Here is a 19,723-nt window from a genome sequence, read left to right as displayed (position 1 = left end):
AAAATGGTGGCAAGTATACCGCGAACGACCCCCTGGCGTCAGGGGCGTTGATGAAACCGCACAGCGGTTAATCGCGTAGGGCGCGGTCGCGTACTTTCACCACGGGCTCCATGAGATAGTCCAATACGCTGCGCTTACCGCTGAGAATATCGATTTCCGCCACCATACCAGGAATTATGGTCAGCGGTTCATTGTCAGCGTCGAAGAGATAGCCGTCGGTGCGCACCTCAACGGGGTACATCAACTCACCGCTTTCGGGCATCTGAACAGCGTCGGCGCCAATAGTGACCAGCTCGCCATCCAGGCCGCCGTAACGGGCAAAGTCGTAGGCCGTTAGTTTTACCTTTACTGGCTGGCCGGGGTAGAGGAAGGCGATATCCGAGGGGCGAATATGCGCCTCTACGACCAAGGCGTCATCGGCAGGAACGACTTCTACCAGCGGCTCACCGGAGCCTGCTACGCCACCTACGGTGCTAATATGCACTTGATTCACGACCCCCGCGACTGGCGAGCGGATGGTGGTGCGTGCCACCTGGTCTGCTCGGCCGGGAAGCGTCTTTTGTAGCTCTGCGACCTGTGAGGTCGCTTCGGCCAACTGAGTGAGTGCATCGGCTTCAAAGGCATTGCGAGCGGCTGCTTTGCGGTCTTCAATTTCAGCGATGGAAGATTCAGCGCGGGCAACGGCACTTTGTTGACGGGCTACCTCGCCGCGCAGCTCGTTGAGTGATTGACGCACTCGCAGCAGCGAGGTTTCTGGTTCAATACCGCGCTGAGCCAGTGGCTGAATGATGGCCAGCTCTCGTTCGGCCAGCTGTACGCCGGAACGGGCGGTGCTTAACGCGGCTTCGAGCTCAGCTTTCTCCTGACTGCGCTGATAGCCCTGCTGTTCTAATACTTGAAGTTCGGCGCTTAGCTCCAACTGCCGCCCATGAAACAGACGGGTTTCGCTCGCAGCCACACTAGGTGCGCCTTGGCTGAGTGCATCATCGAGTGCCAGCGGCGTTTGGTTGATTTCGGCTTCCAGGCGTTGCAAGCGCAGTTGTAACGAACGCAGGCGCTGTAAACTCTCTTCGTAGTCACCTTCCAGCGTGCCGCCACTAAGCACCATCAGCGTGTCGCCTTGTTCGACCGTATCCCCACGGCGTACGTTAATCTCGGTCACCACGCCGCCTTCCAGGCTTTCTACTACTTGCAGGCTGCGCGAGGGCACGACTTTGCCTTGCCCTCGGGTCACTTCGTCCACCTCCGTGAGATAAGCCCACAAGAAGCCAATCAGTAAAAAGCCAATAATGGTGAGCAGGAGTAAGCTGCTGCCAATCGGGCGCTTGGCGCGGCCGTGGCGAACAAAGTGTTCAAAATCAAGCTGGGACGTCGGGCTGCTCACAATGCTGCTCCTTCACGCGCGCGGTGAGGTGCTGCTTCAACGGGGCGCATCACCTGGGTCTTGGGGCCATCGGCAATAATCTTCCCTTGATCAACAATAATCACCCGATCAACCAGTGCTAGTAGGCTGGTACGGTGCGTTACGACGACCAGAGTTTGCGACTGGCTAGCGGCTTTTAGCCGTGAGATCACCTCTTTTTCGGTTTGAATATCCATTGCGCTGGTCGGCTCATCCATCAGTAGCATCGGCGGGGCACCCAGCAGCGCGCGGGCAAGGCAGATAAGTTGTCGCTGGCCACCGGAAAGCCCTTCGCCGCGCTCACCAATAGGCATGTCGTAGCCCTGGGGGTGGCGAGCGATAAAGTCGTGGGCACCGGCCAGTTTGGCGGCCTGGAGAATTTGTTCATCGGTAGGGTGGTGGGCACCAATCGCAATATTCTGGCGAACGGTGCCAGAAAACAGCCACGCTTCCTGCAACACGCTACCAATATTGTGACGTAAATCCGCAGGGTCAATTTGGCGAATATCGGTGTCGTCTACCAGTACCGCGCCTTTTTCGGGCGGGTAAATGCCGAGCAGTAGCCGCGCTAGGGTGCTTTTCCCAGAGCCCACACGGCCCAACAGCGCAACTTTTTCTCCAGGCTCGATGGTCAGGTTGATATTGGCCAGTGCCGCAGTGGTTTGCTCTGGGTAGCGGAAGCTCACATCTTGCAGGCTGATTTTGCCTTCCAGAGAAGAGCGGCTTAAGTAGTGACGGCCAGCGGGGCGCTCGGAAGGCATATTCATTAGTTGGTCGAGCGCACGGTAAGAGGTGCGGGCTTGGTTAATGCGGGTCATGGTTTGAGCCAGCTGCGCCAGCGGCGCGAGTGCCCGTCCGGTGAGAATCACACAGGCAATCATTGCGCCCATGGAAATCACTCCGTCGCCGACTAAAAACACCCCATACACCACAATACTCACCTGAGCGGCCTGCTGGGCGAACGCGGTGGCATTAAGAGCAAACTGTTGAATAGCACGGCCTTTACGACCCACGTTAGATTGCTGCTGAACGCTCTCTTCCCAGCGCTGACGAATCATTGGCGCAGCGCCACTGGCTTTAATGGTTTCCAGCCCGGCTACCGCTTCAATCAGCACGCCCTGCTTGGAACGGCTCTCTTCAAAGGCTTGGCCGGAAAGGCGTTTAAGAAATGGCTGCACCGCCAGGCCAATCAGCAGTACCAACGGCACGGCAATCAGCGGCACCATAAAGAGTGGGCCCCCAATCAGATAAATCACGCCGATAAACAGGAAAATAAACGGCAAATCGACGAGGGCTACCAGCGATGCTGAGGCGAAGAAATCGCGCAGCGACTCAAATTCTCGCAGGGTATTGGCAAACCCACCGGTAGAGCCCCGCTTGGCACTCATTTGTAGGTTGAGCACATGGTCAAAAATGCGCCTGCCCATGCGCAGGTCAGCTTCTTGTCCCGCCCGTTCAATAAACAGTTGGCGCAACGTTTTTACCGCAAAATCAAACAGCAATGCGATGCTCACACCCACGGTTAGCGCGACGAGCGATTCAATGGCCTCGTTGGGCAATACGCGGTCGTAAACCACCATAATAAACAGTGAGGTGGCTAGCCCAAGGAAGTTGGTTAGCGCAGCGGCAATCACCACTTGGGTGTACACCCAACGATTAGACGAGAGTGCGCTCCAAAACCAGTGGCCGCCTTGTATGGCTGGCTCGCTATTCAGCGTTACCGGCCGGTAGCGGGCACGCACTGCAATCAGATGGCCGATGTACTCTGCTTGAAGGGCACTTAACGCGGTTTCGACCGGCTGTTTGCCTAATGCCGGATCGAACAGCGCAAAACGCTCATCATCAATGCGCTCAATGATCACCACGGCGCGCCCGTTTTTTAGCAGCGCGACCGCTGGCAGCAGCGAGTTACCTAGCGTTGCCAGCGCATGTTCACCCAGCGCCGCGACCATGCCGTGACGCTCGGCAGCATCAATAAAGCCGTCGGGGGTGAGCGGGGTGTTTGCGCCTACCCGTTGGGCGCGTATAGCAGCTTCTGAGACCGGCAGCTCAAGCCGAGCCGCCACAAAGGTCAGGCATTGCTCAAGGGCATCCGTGTGGGGATTAGCGGCGTTCAAGGTAAATCTCCATCACATCGAGTAGCTGCCCGGTTACCGCGAGCTGTTGAAAGCTAGCTTGCTCCCAGCGCACACGGCGATTAATCAGCTCTAGCGCGGTTTGGAACAGATCCCGCTGGGCGTCCAACAAATCGTTAATGCTGCTTCTTCCTACGGCGAACTGATCGCGGTAGGCCAGTAGCGCTTCTTCTTCAGCGGCAAGCGTGGCGGTTTGCGCTTCAAGCTCCGCTAGGCGGGTGCGCGTGTCGGTATAGGCAGAGCGCACTTCCCGCTCCAGCTCGCGATGCAAGGCTTGGCGTTCAAATTGGCTCTGCTGCTGACGTTCAACCGCTTGGGCAATGCGCGATGAGGTCGCGCCGCCGCTATAGGGCGTGTAATCAAGATTAAATAGCAGCGCCACGTCATTATCCGATTCGTTGAACTCATTCACATCGAATTGACGACCTTCCACGGCTACGCTCAGGCTAGGCAAGCGGGCGTTACGGGTAGCTTGAGCGTCGGCTTCGCTGGCCTCGCTGGCCAGGGTTTGGCTACGCAGCGAGGCGTTACGTGCAAGGGCGTTATCCAGCAGTTGGTCGGCGCTGGTCTCGCTTAGTAGCGCCCCGCCTTGGGGCAAGGCCAGCTCGTCGGGCTGGGTAAAGAACGCTTCTTGGTAGACGTTAATCGCCCTGGCTAACTCACCTTCTAAAGAGATTAGCCGCGAGTTGGCGTCGCTTAAGCGGCTCTGGGCACGCAGTACATCGGCTCGCGAACCGGCGCCTGCCTCGCGGCGAAGTTGAACGTCTTCAAAAATGCGCTGATGCTGCTGCAGATTGTGCTCAGCTAGCTGGCGCTGAGCGCTAACACGGGCAACATCCAAGTAGGCATTCAAGGCGTAGAGGACTTCTTCTTCGACACTGGCGTGGGACTGCCAGTAAGCCGCTTCAGCGCTAAGGTCGGCCGCGCGGATGCGTTCGCCGCTGGCGCCAAAATCTACCAACAGCTGGCTGAGCGTAATGACCGCGTCAACACGTGAGCCGCGGTCGGGCAGTGATTCAGTGCGCTGCAAGTCGTTACGGTACTCAAGCCCAGCGTTTACCTGAGGGCGACGCACGGCGCGCACTTCGTCAATTTGCAGCACCGACTCACGCTCACGCGAGCGTTGTGCCAGAATTCGAGGCTGTTGCTCTAGCGCCTGTTGGATTTTTTGGCGTAGCGCACCTAGCGCAGGGGTGGCTTCCATTGGCTGACCCGTTTGCCAGCGAAAGCGCGTTAATAGTTGCGTTAGTTCCGGCGAAAATGCCGGGCCTTCCAGCGATGAGGCGGGCAGTGGCGCAGCCTCAGGAAGCGGTTCATCAAGCGCCGTTTGAGCGGCCAGTAATGGACTTGCCAGCAAAAACGCAGCGGCCACGCTGCTTAGTAATAGCCGTTTGCGTGGCCGCGTATCAACATTAAAAGACATTCACGTTCCTGAATAACGTCGGTGCTTGGCACCCAATTAAGAGGGATCCGGCCATTGATAGCGTTCTTCGCTGCTAAACGCTTCTTGCCACTCGGAAAGGGGGCGGGAAGCGTTTGCTTCTGGCGGCGATGTTGTCGGCCGCTGAAGGAGGCTGCGAAGTACGCCAAGCTGCCGTTGGGATATGAGCTGAGCGTACACTAAAGGAACGGCACCCAATTGCCAGAAAAGCCCCATTTGTTCAGCGGATAGCGCCTTCCAAGCGGGCTCATCAATTTGATATAGCGGCGCGCTGCCTTGATAGCTTTCTGGCTGCCAAGGCGTGAGCAGCTTGGCATTGGCCAATGCATCAAGCTGCTGTGCAACTCGCTGGCAACCTGCTTCCCGCTGCTGGAGAAAAGCCAGTACTTGTTGGGGGAAGCTGGCTAGCTCGCCGTGTTGGTTAAAGAAAGGCTCGGCATCCAGGCGCGCCACCACAAAGGGTGAATGTTGGTCGATGCATAGCTTTTCAGGATATTCAGCATGCAGCCCGAAGGGGTGGCTTCGCAGGGCGGCGGGCACATACGCCGCGCGCCAGCGCCCTTGGCTATCGACGATGAGATTTTGCTCATCGCGCAGCCCCAGTAGTGCGACGGCCTGCCAGCCTGATGCTGTTTGGGTAAACCCAATAGGAAAGCTGGCGGCCGCATGACGTAATTCACCCTCTGCTAGGCTTGCCTGGGTAATGTGCTGAGCAAAGTGGTAGGCAGTAAAACGTTGCCACATCAAACCGCCGTGGTGCTTAACGTTAAGCGGCACCCAGTGGGCAGTGTGGGCCATAGGAAAACCTTTGTGGTGTCGGTGTTAGGGCGGCCACCTTACCAAGAACACGCGTTAATCATTTACTTGAAGAGAGCCCACGCATGGCGATTAATCCAAGCACTGGGCCAGGCAGGAGCCACCAGATCACCCAGGGACCTTGGCTGGCCCATAGGGCAGTGACTAGAGCGATAGAAGGAATCGTTAGGCCAAAGCCAATAGCATTCATCATGGCAAGTGCTGCACCGAGGCGCTCAGGTGGGGCGGCGGCTGACGCCAGCGCGGAAAACTGCGCGGAATCGGCAATTACGCTAATACCCCAAATCCCTAACAGGGTTAGCAGTAGCCAGGGTGAAGTGCCACCTAAGAGTGGATAGAGCAAACAAAGCGTGCCGGAGGTCGCTAGCGCCACAACGGCCACTCGCGCACTGCCCACTCGGCGGCTCCAGCGGCCAGCCCAAACGCAGCCAGGTAAGCCCAACGCAATCACCGCAAAGCTGAGCCATGGCTGAAGGCCCGGCGCTGCGCTTAGGCGTTCCAGCTCTCTAGCAACTAAAAAAGGCACCAGCGCCCATAGGGCGTATAGCTCCCAGCAGTGACCAAAGTAGCCCAGCGCCGCGGCGCGAAAGTTCTTTTGCCTGAAGGCAGCCAGTCCTGCCCAGGGGCGTCCGCCGCTGGCTGTGGCAGGCAGGTGTGAACCCACGCCTAGTTTAAAAATCATCAGTGCGGCGAGCAGTGCCAGGGCAGAGGACAGCAACAGTGGCCATTGCCATGGCAAGTGCAGCGTTAGCCCGCGCAATAAGTGGGGCGAGGCAATGCCCAGTGTCAGCATGCCGACCAACCAGCCCAGCGCCGAGCCTGCGTTGTTGGGTGTCCAGCTCACCACCAATTTCATACCGAGCGGATAAATACCGGCAAGACACAGCCCGACCAAAAAGCGTGCTGCTACCGCTAAGCTGACGCTCTCGGCGACACCAATAAACGCGGCGTTAATCAGCGCGCCTGCTACCGCAGAGATAGCGAACAAGTGGCTGGCGCGTACGCGGTCGGCAAGGCCGGTGGTGGCAATTAACAGCGTGCCGGTAATAAAACCTGCTTGCACTGCAATGGTGAGCAGCCCCAGGTCGCTTTCACTCAAGCCAACAGCCTGTTGAAGCGCCAGCCCAACGCCGTTAACACTGAACCAGAGCGATGTTCCAAACAGCTGGGCAATGACAATCACCGCCAACGGGGCGCGCGCTAAAAAAGCATGGGAAGATTGGATGGATGCAAGCCGAGTGGGAAAGCGCATTGAGTGACTCTTCCGCTGAGTTGTTGTTATGTATGGCGCTAGTGTAAGTGGTTATGCATCAGTGGCCAGATGGTAGAAAGATTACCCCAACTTATGCGGCACCACTTCATGACCCATTTCTTTATAGCGTTGCCAGCAGGCACGTTTGGCGACCAGTACTTGTTGGTGCTGATTGATAATTTCGGCAATGCGGGCGTAGCGCTCCACGCCGTCGGGAATGTCGGGGTGCAAGTTCAGTAGAGCGGTTTCTTGCGTTGGCACCGGGAGTTGCTGCCAGCCTAGCGTTATCGGCACGCTGGCGGCCATATCGCTGTCTTCCAATGCGTGGGGGAGGTAGGCATCTTCACGGAACTGCCAAAGGGCCTCGTCGGCCTGTTCGGCCAGGGCTTTATCTTCGCAGTGCAGGTGCAACCGATAGCCTTTGCGGTGAATAGTTTCGGCTAGCTTGCAAGCAAACTGCAGACGCGCTTCCAGGGTAGTGTCGGGAAGAATATAAAAATCGATACGTGCCATTAAAGGCTCCAGCGGTTCCCGCTTTTTTCAAAACCCGTCCCTACCACCGCGGCTAGCGGCGGTAGGGAGCTAGGTTATACCAGTTGCTTTATACCAACTGATCTATACCAACCGGGTGAGCCAGCCGTATTTATCTTCACTGCGGCCATATTGCAGATCAAGCAGTGTTTTACGGATGCGCTTGGCAATTTCGTTGTTGCCATCGCCTTGTAAACGAATACGCTCGTTTTCAGTGACCAGTTCGCCGACTGGGGTAATTACCGCTGCTGTGCCGCAGGCGAACACTTCGGTAATCTCGCCAGACGCAGCGCCTTCGCGCCATTCATCGATGCTGATGGGACGCTCTTCCGGTGTTAGGCCCGCATCTTTTGCCAGGGTAAGCACTGAGTTGCGGGTAACGCCTTCAAGGATGGTGTCGGTGAGACGGGGTGTCACTAAGCGACCATCTTTATAAACGAAGAACAGGTTCATACCGCCCAGCTCTTCAATCCACTTGTTTTCAGCGGCGTCTAAGAACGCTACCTGGCTGCAGCCATTCGCGGCGGCTTCTTTCTGGGCTGCCAGAGAGGCTGCGTAGTTACCGCCGCACTTGGCAAAGCCGGTGCCGCCAGGGGCTGCGCGCTTGTAGTGGGAAGAGAGCCAGATAGACACCGGCTCAATGCCGCCTTTGAAGTAAGCCGCCGCCGGTGAGGCGATCACGTAGTAATCCACTTCATGGGCAGGACGTACGCCTAGGAAGGCTTCGGAAGCGATCATGAATGGACGCAGGTAGAGGCTGCACTCGTCGGCATCGCTGGAAGGTGTAGGTACCCAGGTGTGGTCTTGGGACAGCAACGCTTTCAGTGAACCGATGAAATCTTCATCGGAAAGCTCCGGCAACGCTAATCGGCGGGCGCTGCGGCGAAAACGCTCGGCGTTTTTCTCTGGGCGGAACGTCCAGATAGAGCCATCGGCATGGCGATACGCTTTAATGCCTTCGAAAATCTCCTGACCGTAGTGCAGCACCGAGGCCGCTGGGTCGAGGGTTAACGGACCATAGGGACGCACTTGATGGCCGTGCCAGTCAGCGTCGACTGTCCAGCGGACGTGGGCCATATGGTCAGTGAAATGCTTGCCAAAACCTGGATTCTGCAGAATGTTGTCACGAATCTCATCGGCCATCGGTTGGTTGGACGGCAGTATTTCAAAATGTGATTCATGTTGGGTATCTGAAGCTGTGGGCACGGCGTATTCTCTCCGCTATAGCCTGGCCCCGAAGGGCAAGTGTTAGTGTTTATATGGTGTAGCGTGCGCCCTGAAAGCAGCACGCACGCTAATGCCCTTAGATGTAACGTTTACGTCAACGAAAGGCAACCGTTGATCGTCTGATTGTGATGTTAACCATCGCTATTTTCTACTTGTGCATCGGCCTCACGATCAAGCAAGTACTGGGTTAGCAGCCCAACCGGGCGGCCGGTAGCGCCTTTTTGTTTGCCGGAGTGCCAGGCGGTACCGGCAATATCCAGGTGCGCCCAGGGGAAGTGATTGGCAAAGCGCGATAGGAAACAGGCTGCCGTAATGGTGCCTGCCGGGCGGCCACCAATATTGGCCAAGTCGGCAAAATTGGAATCTAGCTGTTCCTGATATTCATCCCATAGCGGCAGATGCCAAGCACGATCCCAAGCCGCTTCGCCAGCGTCCAGCAGGTCAAGTGCCAGGTCATCATCGTTGGAAAGCAGGCCCGTTGCGTGGTGGCCAAGGCCAATAATGACAGCACCGGTCAGGGTGGCAATATCAACCACGCTGGCCGGGGTGAAACGCTCTGCGTAGGTAAGCGCATCGCACAGCACCAAGCGGCCTTCGGCATCGGTGTTGAGCACTTCAACCGTCAATCCTTTCAGGGTTTTGATAATGTCGCCGGGTTTGGTGGCCGCACCGTCAGGCATGTTTTCAGCAGCAGCAACAATAAACACCACATTTAGCTTGGGCTTAATGGCGAGCACTGCTTTTACGGTGCCGAATACGCTCGCCGCACCGCCCATGTCGAACTTCATTTCATCCATGCCTTCGCCGGGCTTCAACGAAATACCGCCGGTATCGAAGGTAATGCCTTTGCCCACTAGCACATGGGGCGCTTCTTCAGAATCTTCCGCCCCCTGGTATTTCATCACGATCAGGCGTGTTGGTTCTTGACTACCGCGCCCAACAGAAAGCAGTGAACCAGCACCCAGCGCTTCCAGCGCCTCTTCATCTAAAATTTCAACCTCGAGGGCGCCTTGGGAATCGCGGCCCAACTGCTCGGCTTGTTCGGCTAAATAGCGCGGTGTACAGACGTTGCCCGGCAAGTTACCCAAGGTGCGGGTGAGGTTGATACCCTGGCCAATGGCAGTGCCCAGTGTTGCCCCTTGTTTGGCCATTGGTGCTTCGTCGGCATCGCTGACAATCAGGTTCAGCTTGGCCAGGCTGGGGGCTTTTGCGGGAGATGATTTGAACTGGTCAAAGCGATAAATAGCGCGTTGAGCTGCTTCGAGTGTTTTACGAGCTTTCCAAGCAGTGTCGCGATCTTCTAGAGGAACGTCTGTAAACGTAGCACTAGCTTCATCAATGGGCAGTTTGGTCAACGCTGCCATGGCGGCGTCTAAGGCTTTAATAAACGCCGCTTCCTGGCATTTGGCACGTTCGCCCAAGCCAACGAGCAATAAACGTTCGGCGCCTAAGCCCGGCGCAAAGGGGACAAGCTGCACATTGCCCAGCGAGGCATCAAAGTCGCCACGGTCAAGCAACTGGCCAATTAGCCTCTCGCTCGCGTCATCTAATTTGGCGACGGCGGGCAATAAGTCGCTACCTTTAAAGACAGGCAAAACGAGGCAAGCCGTTTCGGCTTTGGCTGGGTTCGCGGTCTGAACGGAAAATTCCATGACGTCTCCAACAAGACAAGCATCGAGTGATTCGGGATAATGCCCCGTTACTTAGGTTTTGATAATCGGTTTTTGATAACAAATTTTTGATAGCAGTTTGATTAGTGTACCCAAGCCATGGGCGCATTGCATTGCAACCTGCGCTACTAGCCGGAGAGTGCGTTGATTTTATTTCGGTACTTAACTCGCGAAGTATTACTGACGATGTCAGCGGTGGCTGGAATTTTGCTGCTGGTCATCATGGGCAGCCGTTTTATTCGCTATTTCTCTGATGCGGCAGAGGGCGACATTCCGGTCACTATCTTAGGCAGCCTAATGGTTTTTCACCTGCCTGGATTTATGGAACTGATTCTACCGCTATCTTTTTTCCTGGGGATATTGCTGGCCTATGGTCAGCTTTATATGAATAGTGAAATTACCGTGATGGTGGCTTGTGGTATGAGCCCTATGCGGCTGTTGCGAGTAACGCTGTTGCCTGCTTCGGTCGTGGCAGTGCTGGTGGGGCTTTGTAGTTTGTGGCTAACACCTGCGGGCGCGTTACAAACTGAGGCCGCGCTTGAAGAGCAGCGCAGTCGATTGGATGTGTCAGTACTGGCACCTGGGCGTTTCCAGGATTTCGGTGGAGGGCGTACCGCTTACATCAGCGATTTCAGCAGCGATGGCACTGAAATGCAGGAGGTGCTGGTTCATGAGCAGCCCGTAGCTGGGGCGGAAAAGACTCATAGCTACGTGACCCGGGCAGGTTCTGGTTATCAAGAAACCAGTTTGGAAACCGGCAGCCGTTTTCTAGTACTGGAGGATGGCGAGCGCTATGGTGTAACGCCAGGTAAACAAGCTGCCGAACGGTTAACGTTTGAGCGCTACACATTGCGCCTGGGCTTGAGTCGGAATCGACAAGAGCTGGATTCATTAGAGTACGCGACCACGACTGAACTTTGGAACGACCCCAGTCCTCGTGCCCAAGCGCAATTTCAGTGGCGAGCGGGGTTGCCGCTAATGGTGTTTGTCTTGGCATTACTAGCCCAGCCGCTTTCCAGAGTAAACCCTCGTCAGGGGCGGTTTGCCAAACTACTGCCTGCCGTTTTTCTTTACGTCGCTTATTTAAGCCTGCTATTGGCCGCGGTGGATGCGGTCGGTAAGGGCGTGCTGGAAGTTGCGCTGGGGGTTTGGCCGGTACACGGGCTGTTCTTGGCGCTTGGCTGCCTGCTGCTATGGCACTCGCAACGTAAAGGAATGCGCTAATGAAGGGGCTAATTCATGCTTGCTGATCGTCTTGATCGTTATATTGCCCGCAATGTGTTGGCGGCCATCATTGTCGTCCAGTTCGTCCTGCTTGGCTTGGACATCACCATCGCCTATATCGGTGATTTAGGCGACACCCAAGGTAACTATACCGCGTTAGATGTGTTGATTTATCTGGGCATGCGTCTGCCTTGGCGATTCTATCAATACGCTCCGGTGGCGGTGTTGATTGGCGCGCTGATTGGCATGGGGAGCATGGCATCCAGCAACGAGTTAACCGTCATGCGTGCCGCTGGCCGATCGCTTGCGCGGATTGTCTGGGGTGTCATGAAGCCGGTGCTATTAGTGGTCGTGGTGGTACTGCTGGTCGCCGAATTTGTATCTCCCCGTACGGAGCAATTTGCCGAGGCATGGCGTTTAGAGCAGCGCCAGGGGGAAGGGGCACTGCTAACTAGCCGAAGTGGTTGGCAGTTTGAAGGAGAAAGCGTGTATCGCTTTGGCGCTATTCGTGCGGATAACGTGGTGCTGGATTTAACACGCTATCGTTTTGATGAGCGTCGGCTAATTGAGGCTACCCATGCGAATCGTGCGCATTGGGAAGAGGGGGCATGGCAGCTGGAAGATGTTACCACTACGCGTATTTTTGATGACCATACAGAGTCGGAGTATCAGCAACACGCGGGTTGGGATACAGCGTTAACGCCCACCCAATTGGAACGTTTGCTGCGTGATATCGAGAGCCAAGCGCCTAGTGAGCTGTGGGCGTACGCCAACTTTTTGCAAAGCCAAAACCTCCAAGCTGACCAACCGCTGCTCTATTTCTGGCAAAAGGTGCTGATGCCGCTAACGATGGGGTCACTGGTATTAATCGCCGCTTCCTTTGTGTTTGGCCCATTGCGCACGGTGGCCGCAGGTACGCGAGTGTTTTATGGCGTGGTGACCGGCCTTGTATTTAAGTATGTACAAGACTTGCTGGCACCTGCATCAACCATTTTTGGTTTTTCGCCTGTGTGGGCGGTGTTGGTGCCAACTCTTGCCTGTGCGGCGGTAGGTATTTATTTCTTACACCGCAACGGCTAGTTGCGGCGGCGACACGTGAATGAGGATGAGCATAGTGACGAGCAAGGTGACGAGCCCCCGGCGCTTTACCCAATTAGATAGCGTCTGGCCTGCTGGGTTAAGCCGCCGTTTAGGCGCGATGCTGTACGACGGATTTTTGGTCACAGCCATTTGGATCATGGTGACAGTAGCTCATCTGGCTTTTTTTCGCTTTGTGTTGGGGCAGCAGGCTGACGAGATAGGCACAACTCCGTTTGATATCTGGAGCCTTAGGCTGATGTTGCTGTTCTTTGTCACGCTATTCTTTATCTACTCGTGGCGGCGTGGTGGCATGACGTTAGGGATGCAGGCGTGGCGGCTGCGGGTGCAAACCACCGATGGTCATGCGATTACTCTTAAGCAAAGCCTAATTCGCTGTGTGACTGCCTGGCTGTCCCTGGCCGCGTTTGGCATTGGTTACTGGTGGGTTTTGTTTGATCGGCAGCGCAGAAGTTGGCCAGATATCGCCTCGAATACGCAAACCGTGGTGCTACCGAAAAAATAATTTTACCGCCTGTTTTGCTAAAAATATTGCTATGACAAGGCGTTATCATATGGCTCATTTTTATTAAGATGAATGGATACCAAAAAGCATCCATTTCTACTTGAAAAGATGTATGCGAATCATTTACATTCATCTCATGATCTTTATGAGGTGTTGCCATGTACGTTTGCGTGTGCAAGGGAGTAACCGACCATCAGATTCGCCAGCACGTTAGCGATGGAGCGCGCAGCTGGCGAGAAGTACGCGAGGCCACAGGTTGCGGAACCCAGTGCGGAAAATGCGCTTGTTTTGCTAAATCGCTAACCCGCGAAGCGGTTCAGGAGGCTCGTTGCGAAGCGGATATGAGTCTCGCTTACGCTGTGTGACGCGAATCACTATTGTTAAATTTATCGTTAGCAAATATATGATTTTTTTGAGTTTTTAGTCATTTTCTATATACTCCCAGCATCGTTGGGAGTAAGCCTATTTATGGCCTATACTCTCTAGTTAGCGTAATCGCACACTAAGAAAGGTGACGTCATGAAAGGTGATCCCAAGATTATTCAGCATCTCAATATCGCCCTCGGCAATGAACTGGTAGCCATCAACCAGTATTTTTTGCATGCCAAAATGTACAAAGACTGGGGCTTTAAAGAGCTTGCCAAGTGGGAATACGATGAGTCCATTGAGGAGATGCAGCACGCCGATAAGCTAATTGAGCGTATTTTGTTCCTTGAAGGCATTCCTAATCTTCAAGATCTAGGTAAGCTGCATATCGGCGAAAATGTAAAAGAAATGCTCGAAAGTGATTTGAAAATCGAGCATGACGGCCGCAACGACTACATCGAAGCGATTACCTATTGTGAAAGCGTTAAAGATTACGTGACTCGTGATCTACTGCGCGACCTGCTTGCCGATGAAGAAAGCCATATCGACCATATCGAAACGCAGCTTGGTCTGATCGATAAAGTGGGTATCCAGAACTACCTGCAAAAACATATGCAGTTGGCGACTGACGAAGAGTAACACCGCTTAACTGGATTAAAGCAAAACGGGCAGCCAAATGGCTGCCCGTTTTGTTTGGGGCTGTTTACGTCTTCTATTTTTGCGCTTGATGATCTTAGCGAGGTAGCTTGCGCAAGCCCACAATACTTGAAAGTGACACCGCCAGTACCGATAGCAAAATCAGTGCTAGCGCCGGAATCAGCACTGCCCAGGGGGCTCGCTCAATATAGGGCATGCCTTCGGCAAGGATCAGCCCCCACTCCGGCGAAGGCGGGCGGGGGCCCAGGCCGAGAAAGCCAAGTGCCGCCAAGGCCAGCGCCACGCCGGGTAGGCGCAGCATGGCGTGGCGAAACACGGGGCCAAGCACCGCCGGCAAGATGTAGCGGCTCATTAAGCGTAAATGCCCCACGCCTAGCATCGGCGTAATGCGAACGTGGGGCTGGGCTTTCACTTCCGCCACCAGTGCCGCTGTGTGCGCTGCAAGCGGAGCCCAAGCGACGGCTGTTACCGCAATGATCGCGCCGCTAGCACTTGGCCCTATTAGCCCCGCGACAATCAACCCCGCAATGGTGGGTGGCGTTGCCTTGGTGATTTCAATAGGGCCAGTGGCTAGCTTGGGGGCTAGTCCAATCAGTAGCCCTATGACTAGCGAAAAGAATACGACGACCGTTGCCATGCCCATGGTGGACAGCGCTCCGTGAGCTACTCGCGCCAAAATATCGCGCCCAGTGCCGTCGGCGCCTAATGGTAACGCAAAGCTTGGTGACTCTAAGCGCATAAACGCGGAGCTAAACGGGTCACGCCCCATCCCCGCTACGATTAGCACAAAGAGCAGCAGCATCGCGATGGCGGGCACGACCCATGCCCTACGTTGGATATTTTGTTCGCTATGCGCCACGGGCAGAGCCCCAAGCTGAAAAGCACGGCCCAGTAACAGCACGCGACCAATATTGGCCAAGCTGCCTAATATAATGGCGATAATCAGCAGAATCAGAATGCCGGTTTGTAGCGCGGGAAGGTCCTGGGCCGATGCTGCGCCAAGCGTTGCTCGACCCAGGCCTGGAATAGAGAATACCTGTTCGACGGCAATGGCTCCTCCCGTCAGCCCCACCATCACCATGCCGACCTGAGGCATCAGGCTGGGCAAGGTGCGTCGTAGTGCGGCCATGACAATTCGGCAGCGTGAAAAGCCTGCTACGTTCCAGGTAGCGACCCAGCGCTCGCTGAAGGTGGCCGCAAGGCCATCGCTAAACAAGCGGCCCAACAGACCGCCTGCCGGAAGGCCAAGCGCAAAGGCGGGCAATAGGGCATAACTAAAACCTCGCCAACCGTAAGGCGGTAGCCAGTTTAGCCATGCCGCAAACACCACTAGGAGTAGTGAGGCGAGTAGAAACTCAGGCAGGGCCGTCAATGCTGCGCCAATCGCGCCGGAAGAGCGGCTGACCTGACCTCGCAAACCACGCCGTACCACGGGGATGCAGATCAGCGTAGTGGTAACCACCGCTACCAGCATGCCAAAGGTCATTAGCGTAAGTGATACCTGGGCGCTTTTTAACATACCCGGTAGCACGGGTGCGCCGGAGATCCAGGAATTGCCTGCATCGCCATGCAGCAGGCCCACCAGCCAGCTCTGTAGCTTCTCGAAGGGGCCAAGATCCAAGCCTAACTGAGCACGAATGGCTGCTAAGGCTTCGGGGGTGGCTTCCTGCTCGGCAGAGCGTGCCCGCAAAATGCTCAGTGCAGGGTCCCGGCCGGATAACCACGGCAGTAGTCCCACCAGCACCACCACGCTGGCTAGTGTAACCAAACGTGAGAGCAGCGGAATAAAGGGCGTGATACGCAAGCTGCGCCATAGGCGCAGCGGTATTGCGGTTGTCATGCGTGGCGTACCCTTAGGAGTCACTGTCGGCGTCGATGGTTGTCTGTTCAGTGATCAGCGCACGTTCGCGGGGGTCACGCTCGGCGTTAGAGACCCGCGCCGACTCGCCCTGAATAACGCGCTCGTGGAGCATCGGAATAGCCGCATCGGTGCGTAAAATAGCCGCTTCCGCCTCGCTAATTGCCTGACGACGCTCATTTCCGGTGGGCAGCATGGCGGCATTGGCTAACGCTTCATCGACGGCGGGGTCACATAGCTGGGCGATGTTGAAAGAGCCCGCACAAGCGAAGTCGCTGAACATATAGGCCACCGGGTCGCCTGAATCGAGGACGGTGGCACGCGAAAGAATAAAGGCGTCAAACTCACCGGCTAAGGCGTCTGCTTCTATATGCGCGTACTCACGCACTTCTTGGTTCACGTTAAAGCCCGCACGGGTCAGCTGCTGTTCAAGCAGTACAGCCACTTCGGGCAACTCGGCGCGGTCAGTAAAAGTCGCCAGGGTGATGTCAGTGCCGTTTGGCTCGGTGGGTGCAGTGCGATCTTCAAGCGGGGTGCGGTAGTCGCTTGCCCACGCTAGTGCCGGGCCGAGTAACCCTTCAGCGATATCCGCGCGCCCTTCGTAAACGGTATTTACAATAGCGGAGCGGTTTATTGCTTCACGAACGGCTGCGCGCAGGCCGGGGTCGGTCATTGGGCCTGATTCGGTATTCAGGTAAAGCGTATTGGTGCGTGGCATGGGCACTTCGTGGACTAACTCAGGGTCAAGCAGCGCCACCTGAGACACCGGAATCGCTTCAACCACATCGGCCACACCGGTTCTTAAGGCTGCCGCCCGAGCGGTGCCGTCGGGGACATAATCAGCATCAATACCGGCCACTTTGGCGGGCTCGCCCCAGTAGTCATCAAAGCGGTCTAGATGTGCGCTGCTAGTACTGTTGATCTCTGTTAATACGAACGGGCCGGTACCTGCTTTGATGGGGTTAACCCGGCCATCCTCGCCATAGGCGCTGGCGGCTAAAATCGCTAGCTGGGGGCTTGAAAGGCGATTGGGAATCAGCGGGTCATTGGTATCGGTGCGCACAATCACCGCATTATCACCATCGGCTTCGATGGCCATGTTCACGCCATCTAAAATGCGTGGTTTCGGGGCGGCCTGGGTGGCCGCAGTGAGAGCGTTCACTACGTCGCTAACTGTCAGTGTCGTGCCATCATGAAAGGTGACTCCATCGCGAATCACAAACCGCCATGTATGGCCATCGAGTTGCTCCCACTCGGTGGCTAGAAAGGGCAGTGGGTCGCTGCTGGCATCCAACCGAATGAGCGTTTCCGCCGTGCTCCAGCGCGACAGTTTGAAAGCATCATCGGAAAGTGGCGTTAATCCCGAGCGAGGTGGCTGCAGCATCGCTAGGCTGATTCGTTCACCAGCCTCTGAAGGTGTGGTGTCACGCTGTTCATCAAAACAACCGGCAAGCAGTAACGGGGCGGCAAGGGCAATGGGCAGGGAAAGGCGCAGCGGACGGGGTAACATCGTAACAACTCCGGTTGAAGTGACGGGCAGGAAAAATGCGTAGAAAAAATAAAAAAGTCACAGATACGTTATTAAAGTGCTTCTAACTCAGCTGCATTGCAGTTTGGATGCGCACAAGTAGGTAGTTGCGCAACGGCATTGATTAGCGAGCGCGTAGTCGGGTGATGGGGTGTGCGCCAAAGCGCTGCCGTTGAACGGTCTTCAACTATTTTGCCGTCATCCATGACCAGCGTGCGTTGGCACAATTGGGTGACCACCGATAAATCATGGGACACCATCAATAGCCCTGTGCCGCTTTCATCGCATAGCTTTTTCAGCACACTAATCACCTGCGCGCGCACCGGTAGATCTAGGCCGCTCAGTGGCTCATCGGCGAGCAAAAAGCGTGGACGCGTAGCAATCGCACGGGCAATGGCGACCCGTTGAGCCTGGCCGCCGGAAAGCTCATGAGGCAATCGGTTCAAAGAACGTGCATCCAAGCCAACTAGCTCCAGCGCTTCTCTGGCACGTTCTCCCGGGGCGCAATCAACGTTCAGCCTTATTAATGGCTCGGCCACTAGCGCTCGAACACTCATGCGAGGATCAAGGGAGGCGCCGGGGTCTTGGGGAATATACTGAACAGCCCGACGGTACCATCTAAGCTTGGCCGTGGAGGCGGGACGTACCGTTTTATGCAGACAAGTAATCGAACCAGTATCGGGCGCTTCAATCGCTAACAGCGAGCGCAGTAATGTCGTTTTCCCCGATCCTGACAAACCTACTAGCCCCACCCGTTCACCCGGATAAAGCGTCAGGTTGATGTTATTCATGACTTGTTTGCGTTCACCCGCCCGCCAAAAAACAGTGCGGGGTAACGAGACGCTTTTATAGAGCCCGTTTGCTGAGAGGAAGGCTTCCTGGCACTTGAAAAGTGGATGGCTCTGCATTTAGGCACTCTTCAAATAGTCAGTTGGGACTACTTCAGGCGGTTGCACATTATGCGCCGCCGCTACGAGCGCTTGAGTGAATGGGTGCTGCGGGGAGGTGATTAGGGTGTCTAACTCACCGCTTTCGATCATCATGCCCCGTTCAATAATGACTGCCCGCTGGCATAGCTGTGCTGCCGCGTGTAGATCATGAGTAATGAATAGCAGCGCAGATGCTGAGCTGTCGGTATGTTGATGTAAGGCGCGCAGTACCTGGGCTTGAGTGACGACGTCCAACGCAGTCGTAGGTTCATCGGCAACCATTAGCGACGTTTTACAAGCCATAGCCAAGGCAATACAGACCCGTTGGCGTTGCCCACCAGAAAGCTCTGCTGGCGTGCGCTTGATTAACCGTTGAGGGTCTGGAAGGTCCAGTGACGCGAGTAGTGCCACTGTGGCGTCATTCGCGGCAGAGCGCGATAGGCCATGGTGGCGCAAAAAGGGTTCTCGCAGCTGGGAACCGATAGAAACTAAGGGATTAAGTGCCGAGAGCGAATCCTGAAACACCATCGACACCCGTGAGTTTTTCGGCCGCTGTGTGGCAGGTGTTGCAATCGCCTCTTGGCCTTGAATACGTATGCTTCCCTGAGTTCTAGCATTGGGTGGCAGCAAGCCGAGCACTGCTTTAGCTGTGAACGATTTGCCTGAGCCAGAAGCGCCCAAGAGGCAAACACGCTCGCCGGGCATGACATCAAACGAGAGTCCATCAACAACCTGTAGCTGGCCGATTTTGATGCGCAGATCACGCACGGATAACACTGGGTCGCTGCACATTGACACCATCGTTTGCTATGCCGCTCAATAAGATATTTTAGTTATGATATAACATTGGTTGGTTGGGCATCAATCTATGCGCTAATGCTGCGTCTAAAAAGCGTGTTTCAGTGGTTAAAACAACTAGTCAAAACAGCTAGTCTAAAAGTGGTCGAAATTAAGTTAAGAGACTGTCTAGTCCTAAAATAGATTGACACTTATTTCATCTCAAACGCCCAGTGCACTGCATTGGGCGTTTTGTATTTCAGCGCTAGGTGTGGCCGCTGACCGTTATAAATCTCGACAGACTCAT

At 55.6% G+C, this 19,723-nt stretch carries 17 protein-coding genes; 5 read left to right on the top strand and 12 right to left on the bottom strand.

The window, feature by feature from the left end:
• Nucleotides 1-67: 67 nt before the first annotated feature.
• From K7H08_RS13530 to K7H08_RS13495, 8 genes are all read right to left on the bottom strand, one after another.
• Complete coding sequence (locus K7H08_RS13530) at nucleotides 68-1,384, bottom strand: HlyD family type I secretion periplasmic adaptor subunit (RefSeq protein WP_231658247.1); 1,317 nt, start codon at nucleotides 1,382-1,384, stop codon at nucleotides 68-70.
• Nucleotides 1,381-3,519 (bottom strand): type I secretion system permease/ATPase, encoded by a 2,139-nt coding sequence (locus tag K7H08_RS13525; RefSeq protein WP_038481273.1) that lies wholly within the window; start codon nucleotides 3,517-3,519, stop codon nucleotides 1,381-1,383. Before K7H08_RS13525 ends, K7H08_RS13530 begins: the two co-directional genes overlap by 4 nt.
• On the bottom strand, nucleotides 3,506-4,960 hold the full coding sequence (locus tag K7H08_RS13520) for a TolC family protein (RefSeq protein ID WP_038481276.1): 1,455 nt from the start codon (nucleotides 4,958-4,960) through the stop codon (nucleotides 3,506-3,508). The genes K7H08_RS13525 and K7H08_RS13520 overlap by 14 nt, the downstream gene beginning before the upstream one ends.
• A gap of 36 nt (nucleotides 4,961-4,996) precedes the next feature.
• Nucleotides 4,997-5,776, bottom strand: coding sequence for a SapC family protein (locus tag K7H08_RS13515; protein ID WP_231658246.1), 780 nt, complete (start codon nucleotides 5,774-5,776; stop codon nucleotides 4,997-4,999).
• 58 nt (nucleotides 5,777-5,834) lie between these two features.
• Entirely contained in the window at nucleotides 5,835-7,046 is a 1,212-nt protein-coding gene (locus tag K7H08_RS13510; RefSeq protein ID WP_231658245.1) for an MFS transporter, read from the bottom strand.
• A gap of 81 nt (nucleotides 7,047-7,127) precedes the next feature.
• Nucleotides 7,128-7,559: a DNA polymerase III subunit chi gene (locus K7H08_RS13505; RefSeq protein ID WP_083001094.1), complete on the bottom strand. Its 432-nt coding sequence runs from the start codon at nucleotides 7,557-7,559 to the stop codon at nucleotides 7,128-7,130.
• A gap of 102 nt (nucleotides 7,560-7,661) precedes the next feature.
• A complete protein-coding gene (locus K7H08_RS13500) occupies nucleotides 7,662-8,783 on the bottom strand; it encodes a branched-chain amino acid aminotransferase (protein ID WP_231658244.1) in 1,122 nt (373 codons plus the stop codon).
• A 152-nt stretch (nucleotides 8,784-8,935) separates the two neighbouring features.
• Nucleotides 8,936-10,456: a leucyl aminopeptidase gene (locus K7H08_RS13495; RefSeq protein WP_231658243.1), complete on the bottom strand. Its 1,521-nt coding sequence runs from the start codon at nucleotides 10,454-10,456 to the stop codon at nucleotides 8,936-8,938.
• Between the two features lie 162 nt (nucleotides 10,457-10,618).
• Between K7H08_RS13495 and lptF the strand changes: the two genes are divergently transcribed.
• The 5 genes from lptF to bfr all read left to right on the top strand — a co-directional run bounded on the left by lptF (nucleotide 10,619) and on the right by bfr (nucleotide 14,306).
• Nucleotides 10,619-11,698, top strand: coding sequence for an LPS export ABC transporter permease LptF (gene lptF, locus K7H08_RS13490; protein ID WP_231658242.1), 1,080 nt, complete (start codon nucleotides 10,619-10,621; stop codon nucleotides 11,696-11,698).
• A gap of 15 nt (nucleotides 11,699-11,713) precedes the next feature.
• Nucleotides 11,714-12,778, top strand: a complete 1,065-nt coding sequence (lptG, locus tag K7H08_RS13485) for an LPS export ABC transporter permease LptG (protein WP_038481292.1) — start codon at nucleotides 11,714-11,716, stop codon at nucleotides 12,776-12,778.
• 118 nt (nucleotides 12,779-12,896) lie between these two features.
• Nucleotides 12,897-13,301, top strand: a complete 405-nt coding sequence (locus tag K7H08_RS13480; protein ID WP_231658335.1) for an RDD family protein — start codon at nucleotides 12,897-12,899, stop codon at nucleotides 13,299-13,301.
• A 158-nt stretch (nucleotides 13,302-13,459) separates the two neighbouring features.
• Complete coding sequence (locus tag K7H08_RS13475; protein WP_083001105.1) at nucleotides 13,460-13,666, top strand: (2Fe-2S)-binding protein; 207 nt, start codon at nucleotides 13,460-13,462, stop codon at nucleotides 13,664-13,666.
• 154 nt (nucleotides 13,667-13,820) lie between these two features.
• Entirely contained in the window at nucleotides 13,821-14,306 is a 486-nt protein-coding gene (gene bfr / locus K7H08_RS13470; protein WP_231658241.1) for a bacterioferritin, read from the top strand.
• A gap of 94 nt (nucleotides 14,307-14,400) precedes the next feature.
• On the opposite strand, the gene K7H08_RS13465 is transcribed toward bfr, so the two are convergent.
• From K7H08_RS13465 to K7H08_RS13450, 4 genes are all read right to left on the bottom strand, one after another.
• The gene (locus K7H08_RS13465) at nucleotides 14,401-16,164 is read right to left on the bottom strand and encodes an ABC transporter permease subunit (protein WP_231658240.1); all 1,764 of its coding nucleotides are present in this window, start codon (nucleotides 16,162-16,164) and stop codon (nucleotides 14,401-14,403) included.
• A gap of 13 nt (nucleotides 16,165-16,177) precedes the next feature.
• Nucleotides 16,178-17,692, bottom strand: a complete 1,515-nt coding sequence (locus tag K7H08_RS13460) for an ABC transporter substrate-binding protein (RefSeq protein WP_231658239.1) — start codon at nucleotides 17,690-17,692, stop codon at nucleotides 16,178-16,180.
• Between the two features lie 71 nt (nucleotides 17,693-17,763).
• Nucleotides 17,764-18,618 carry an ABC transporter ATP-binding protein gene (locus tag K7H08_RS13455; protein WP_231658238.1) on the bottom strand — a complete coding sequence of 285 codons (855 nt, stop codon included), beginning with the start codon at nucleotides 18,616-18,618 and terminating at the stop codon, nucleotides 17,764-17,766.
• Nucleotides 18,619-19,431, bottom strand: coding sequence for an ABC transporter ATP-binding protein (locus tag K7H08_RS13450; protein ID WP_231658237.1), 813 nt, complete (start codon nucleotides 19,429-19,431; stop codon nucleotides 18,619-18,621). It abuts the gene before it with no gap.
• Nucleotides 19,432-19,723 lie beyond the last annotated feature (292 nt).

This window comes from Halomonas sp. IOP_6 (assembly GCF_021151565.1).
Classification (GTDB): domain Bacteria; phylum Pseudomonadota; class Gammaproteobacteria; order Pseudomonadales; family Halomonadaceae; genus Vreelandella; species Vreelandella alkaliphila.
The sequence above is the reverse complement of the archived record's forward strand: the minus strand, read 5'-3'. Positions and strand labels throughout refer to the sequence as shown.

Bases quoted from the DNA above. Each gene is read 5' to 3' on its own strand.
- lptG (WP_038481292.1), top strand. From the start codon at position 11,714: ATGCTTGCTGATCGTCTTGATCGTTATATTGCCCGCAATGTGTTGGCG.
- K7H08_RS13455 (WP_231658238.1), bottom strand. From the start codon at position 18,618: ATGCAGAGCCATCCACTTTTCAAGTGCCAGGAAGCCTTCCTCTCAGCA.
- K7H08_RS13510 (WP_231658245.1), bottom strand. From the start codon at position 7,046: ATGCGCTTTCCCACTCGGCTTGCATCCATCCAATCTTCCCATGCTTTT.
- K7H08_RS13515 (WP_231658246.1), bottom strand. From the start codon at position 5,776: ATGGCCCACACTGCCCACTGGGTGCCGCTTAACGTTAAGCACCACGGC.
- K7H08_RS13475 (WP_083001105.1), top strand. From the start codon at position 13,460: ATGTACGTTTGCGTGTGCAAGGGAGTAACCGACCATCAGATTCGCCAG.
- K7H08_RS13505 (WP_083001094.1), bottom strand. From the start codon at position 7,559: ATGGCACGTATCGATTTTTATATTCTTCCCGACACTACCCTGGAAGCG.
- bfr (WP_231658241.1), top strand. From the start codon at position 13,821: ATGAAAGGTGATCCCAAGATTATTCAGCATCTCAATATCGCCCTCGGC.
- K7H08_RS13460 (WP_231658239.1), bottom strand. From the start codon at position 17,692: ATGTTACCCCGTCCGCTGCGCCTTTCCCTGCCCATTGCCCTTGCCGCC.
- K7H08_RS13450 (WP_231658237.1), bottom strand. From the start codon at position 19,431: ATGTGCAGCGACCCAGTGTTATCCGTGCGTGATCTGCGCATCAAAATC.
- K7H08_RS13465 (WP_231658240.1), bottom strand. From the start codon at position 16,164: ATGACAACCGCAATACCGCTGCGCCTATGGCGCAGCTTGCGTATCACG.
- K7H08_RS13480 (WP_231658335.1), top strand. From the start codon at position 12,897: ATGCTGTACGACGGATTTTTGGTCACAGCCATTTGGATCATGGTGACA.
- K7H08_RS13520 (WP_038481276.1), bottom strand. From the start codon at position 4,960: ATGTCTTTTAATGTTGATACGCGGCCACGCAAACGGCTATTACTAAGC.
- K7H08_RS13495 (WP_231658243.1), bottom strand. From the start codon at position 10,456: ATGGAATTTTCCGTTCAGACCGCGAACCCAGCCAAAGCCGAAACGGCT.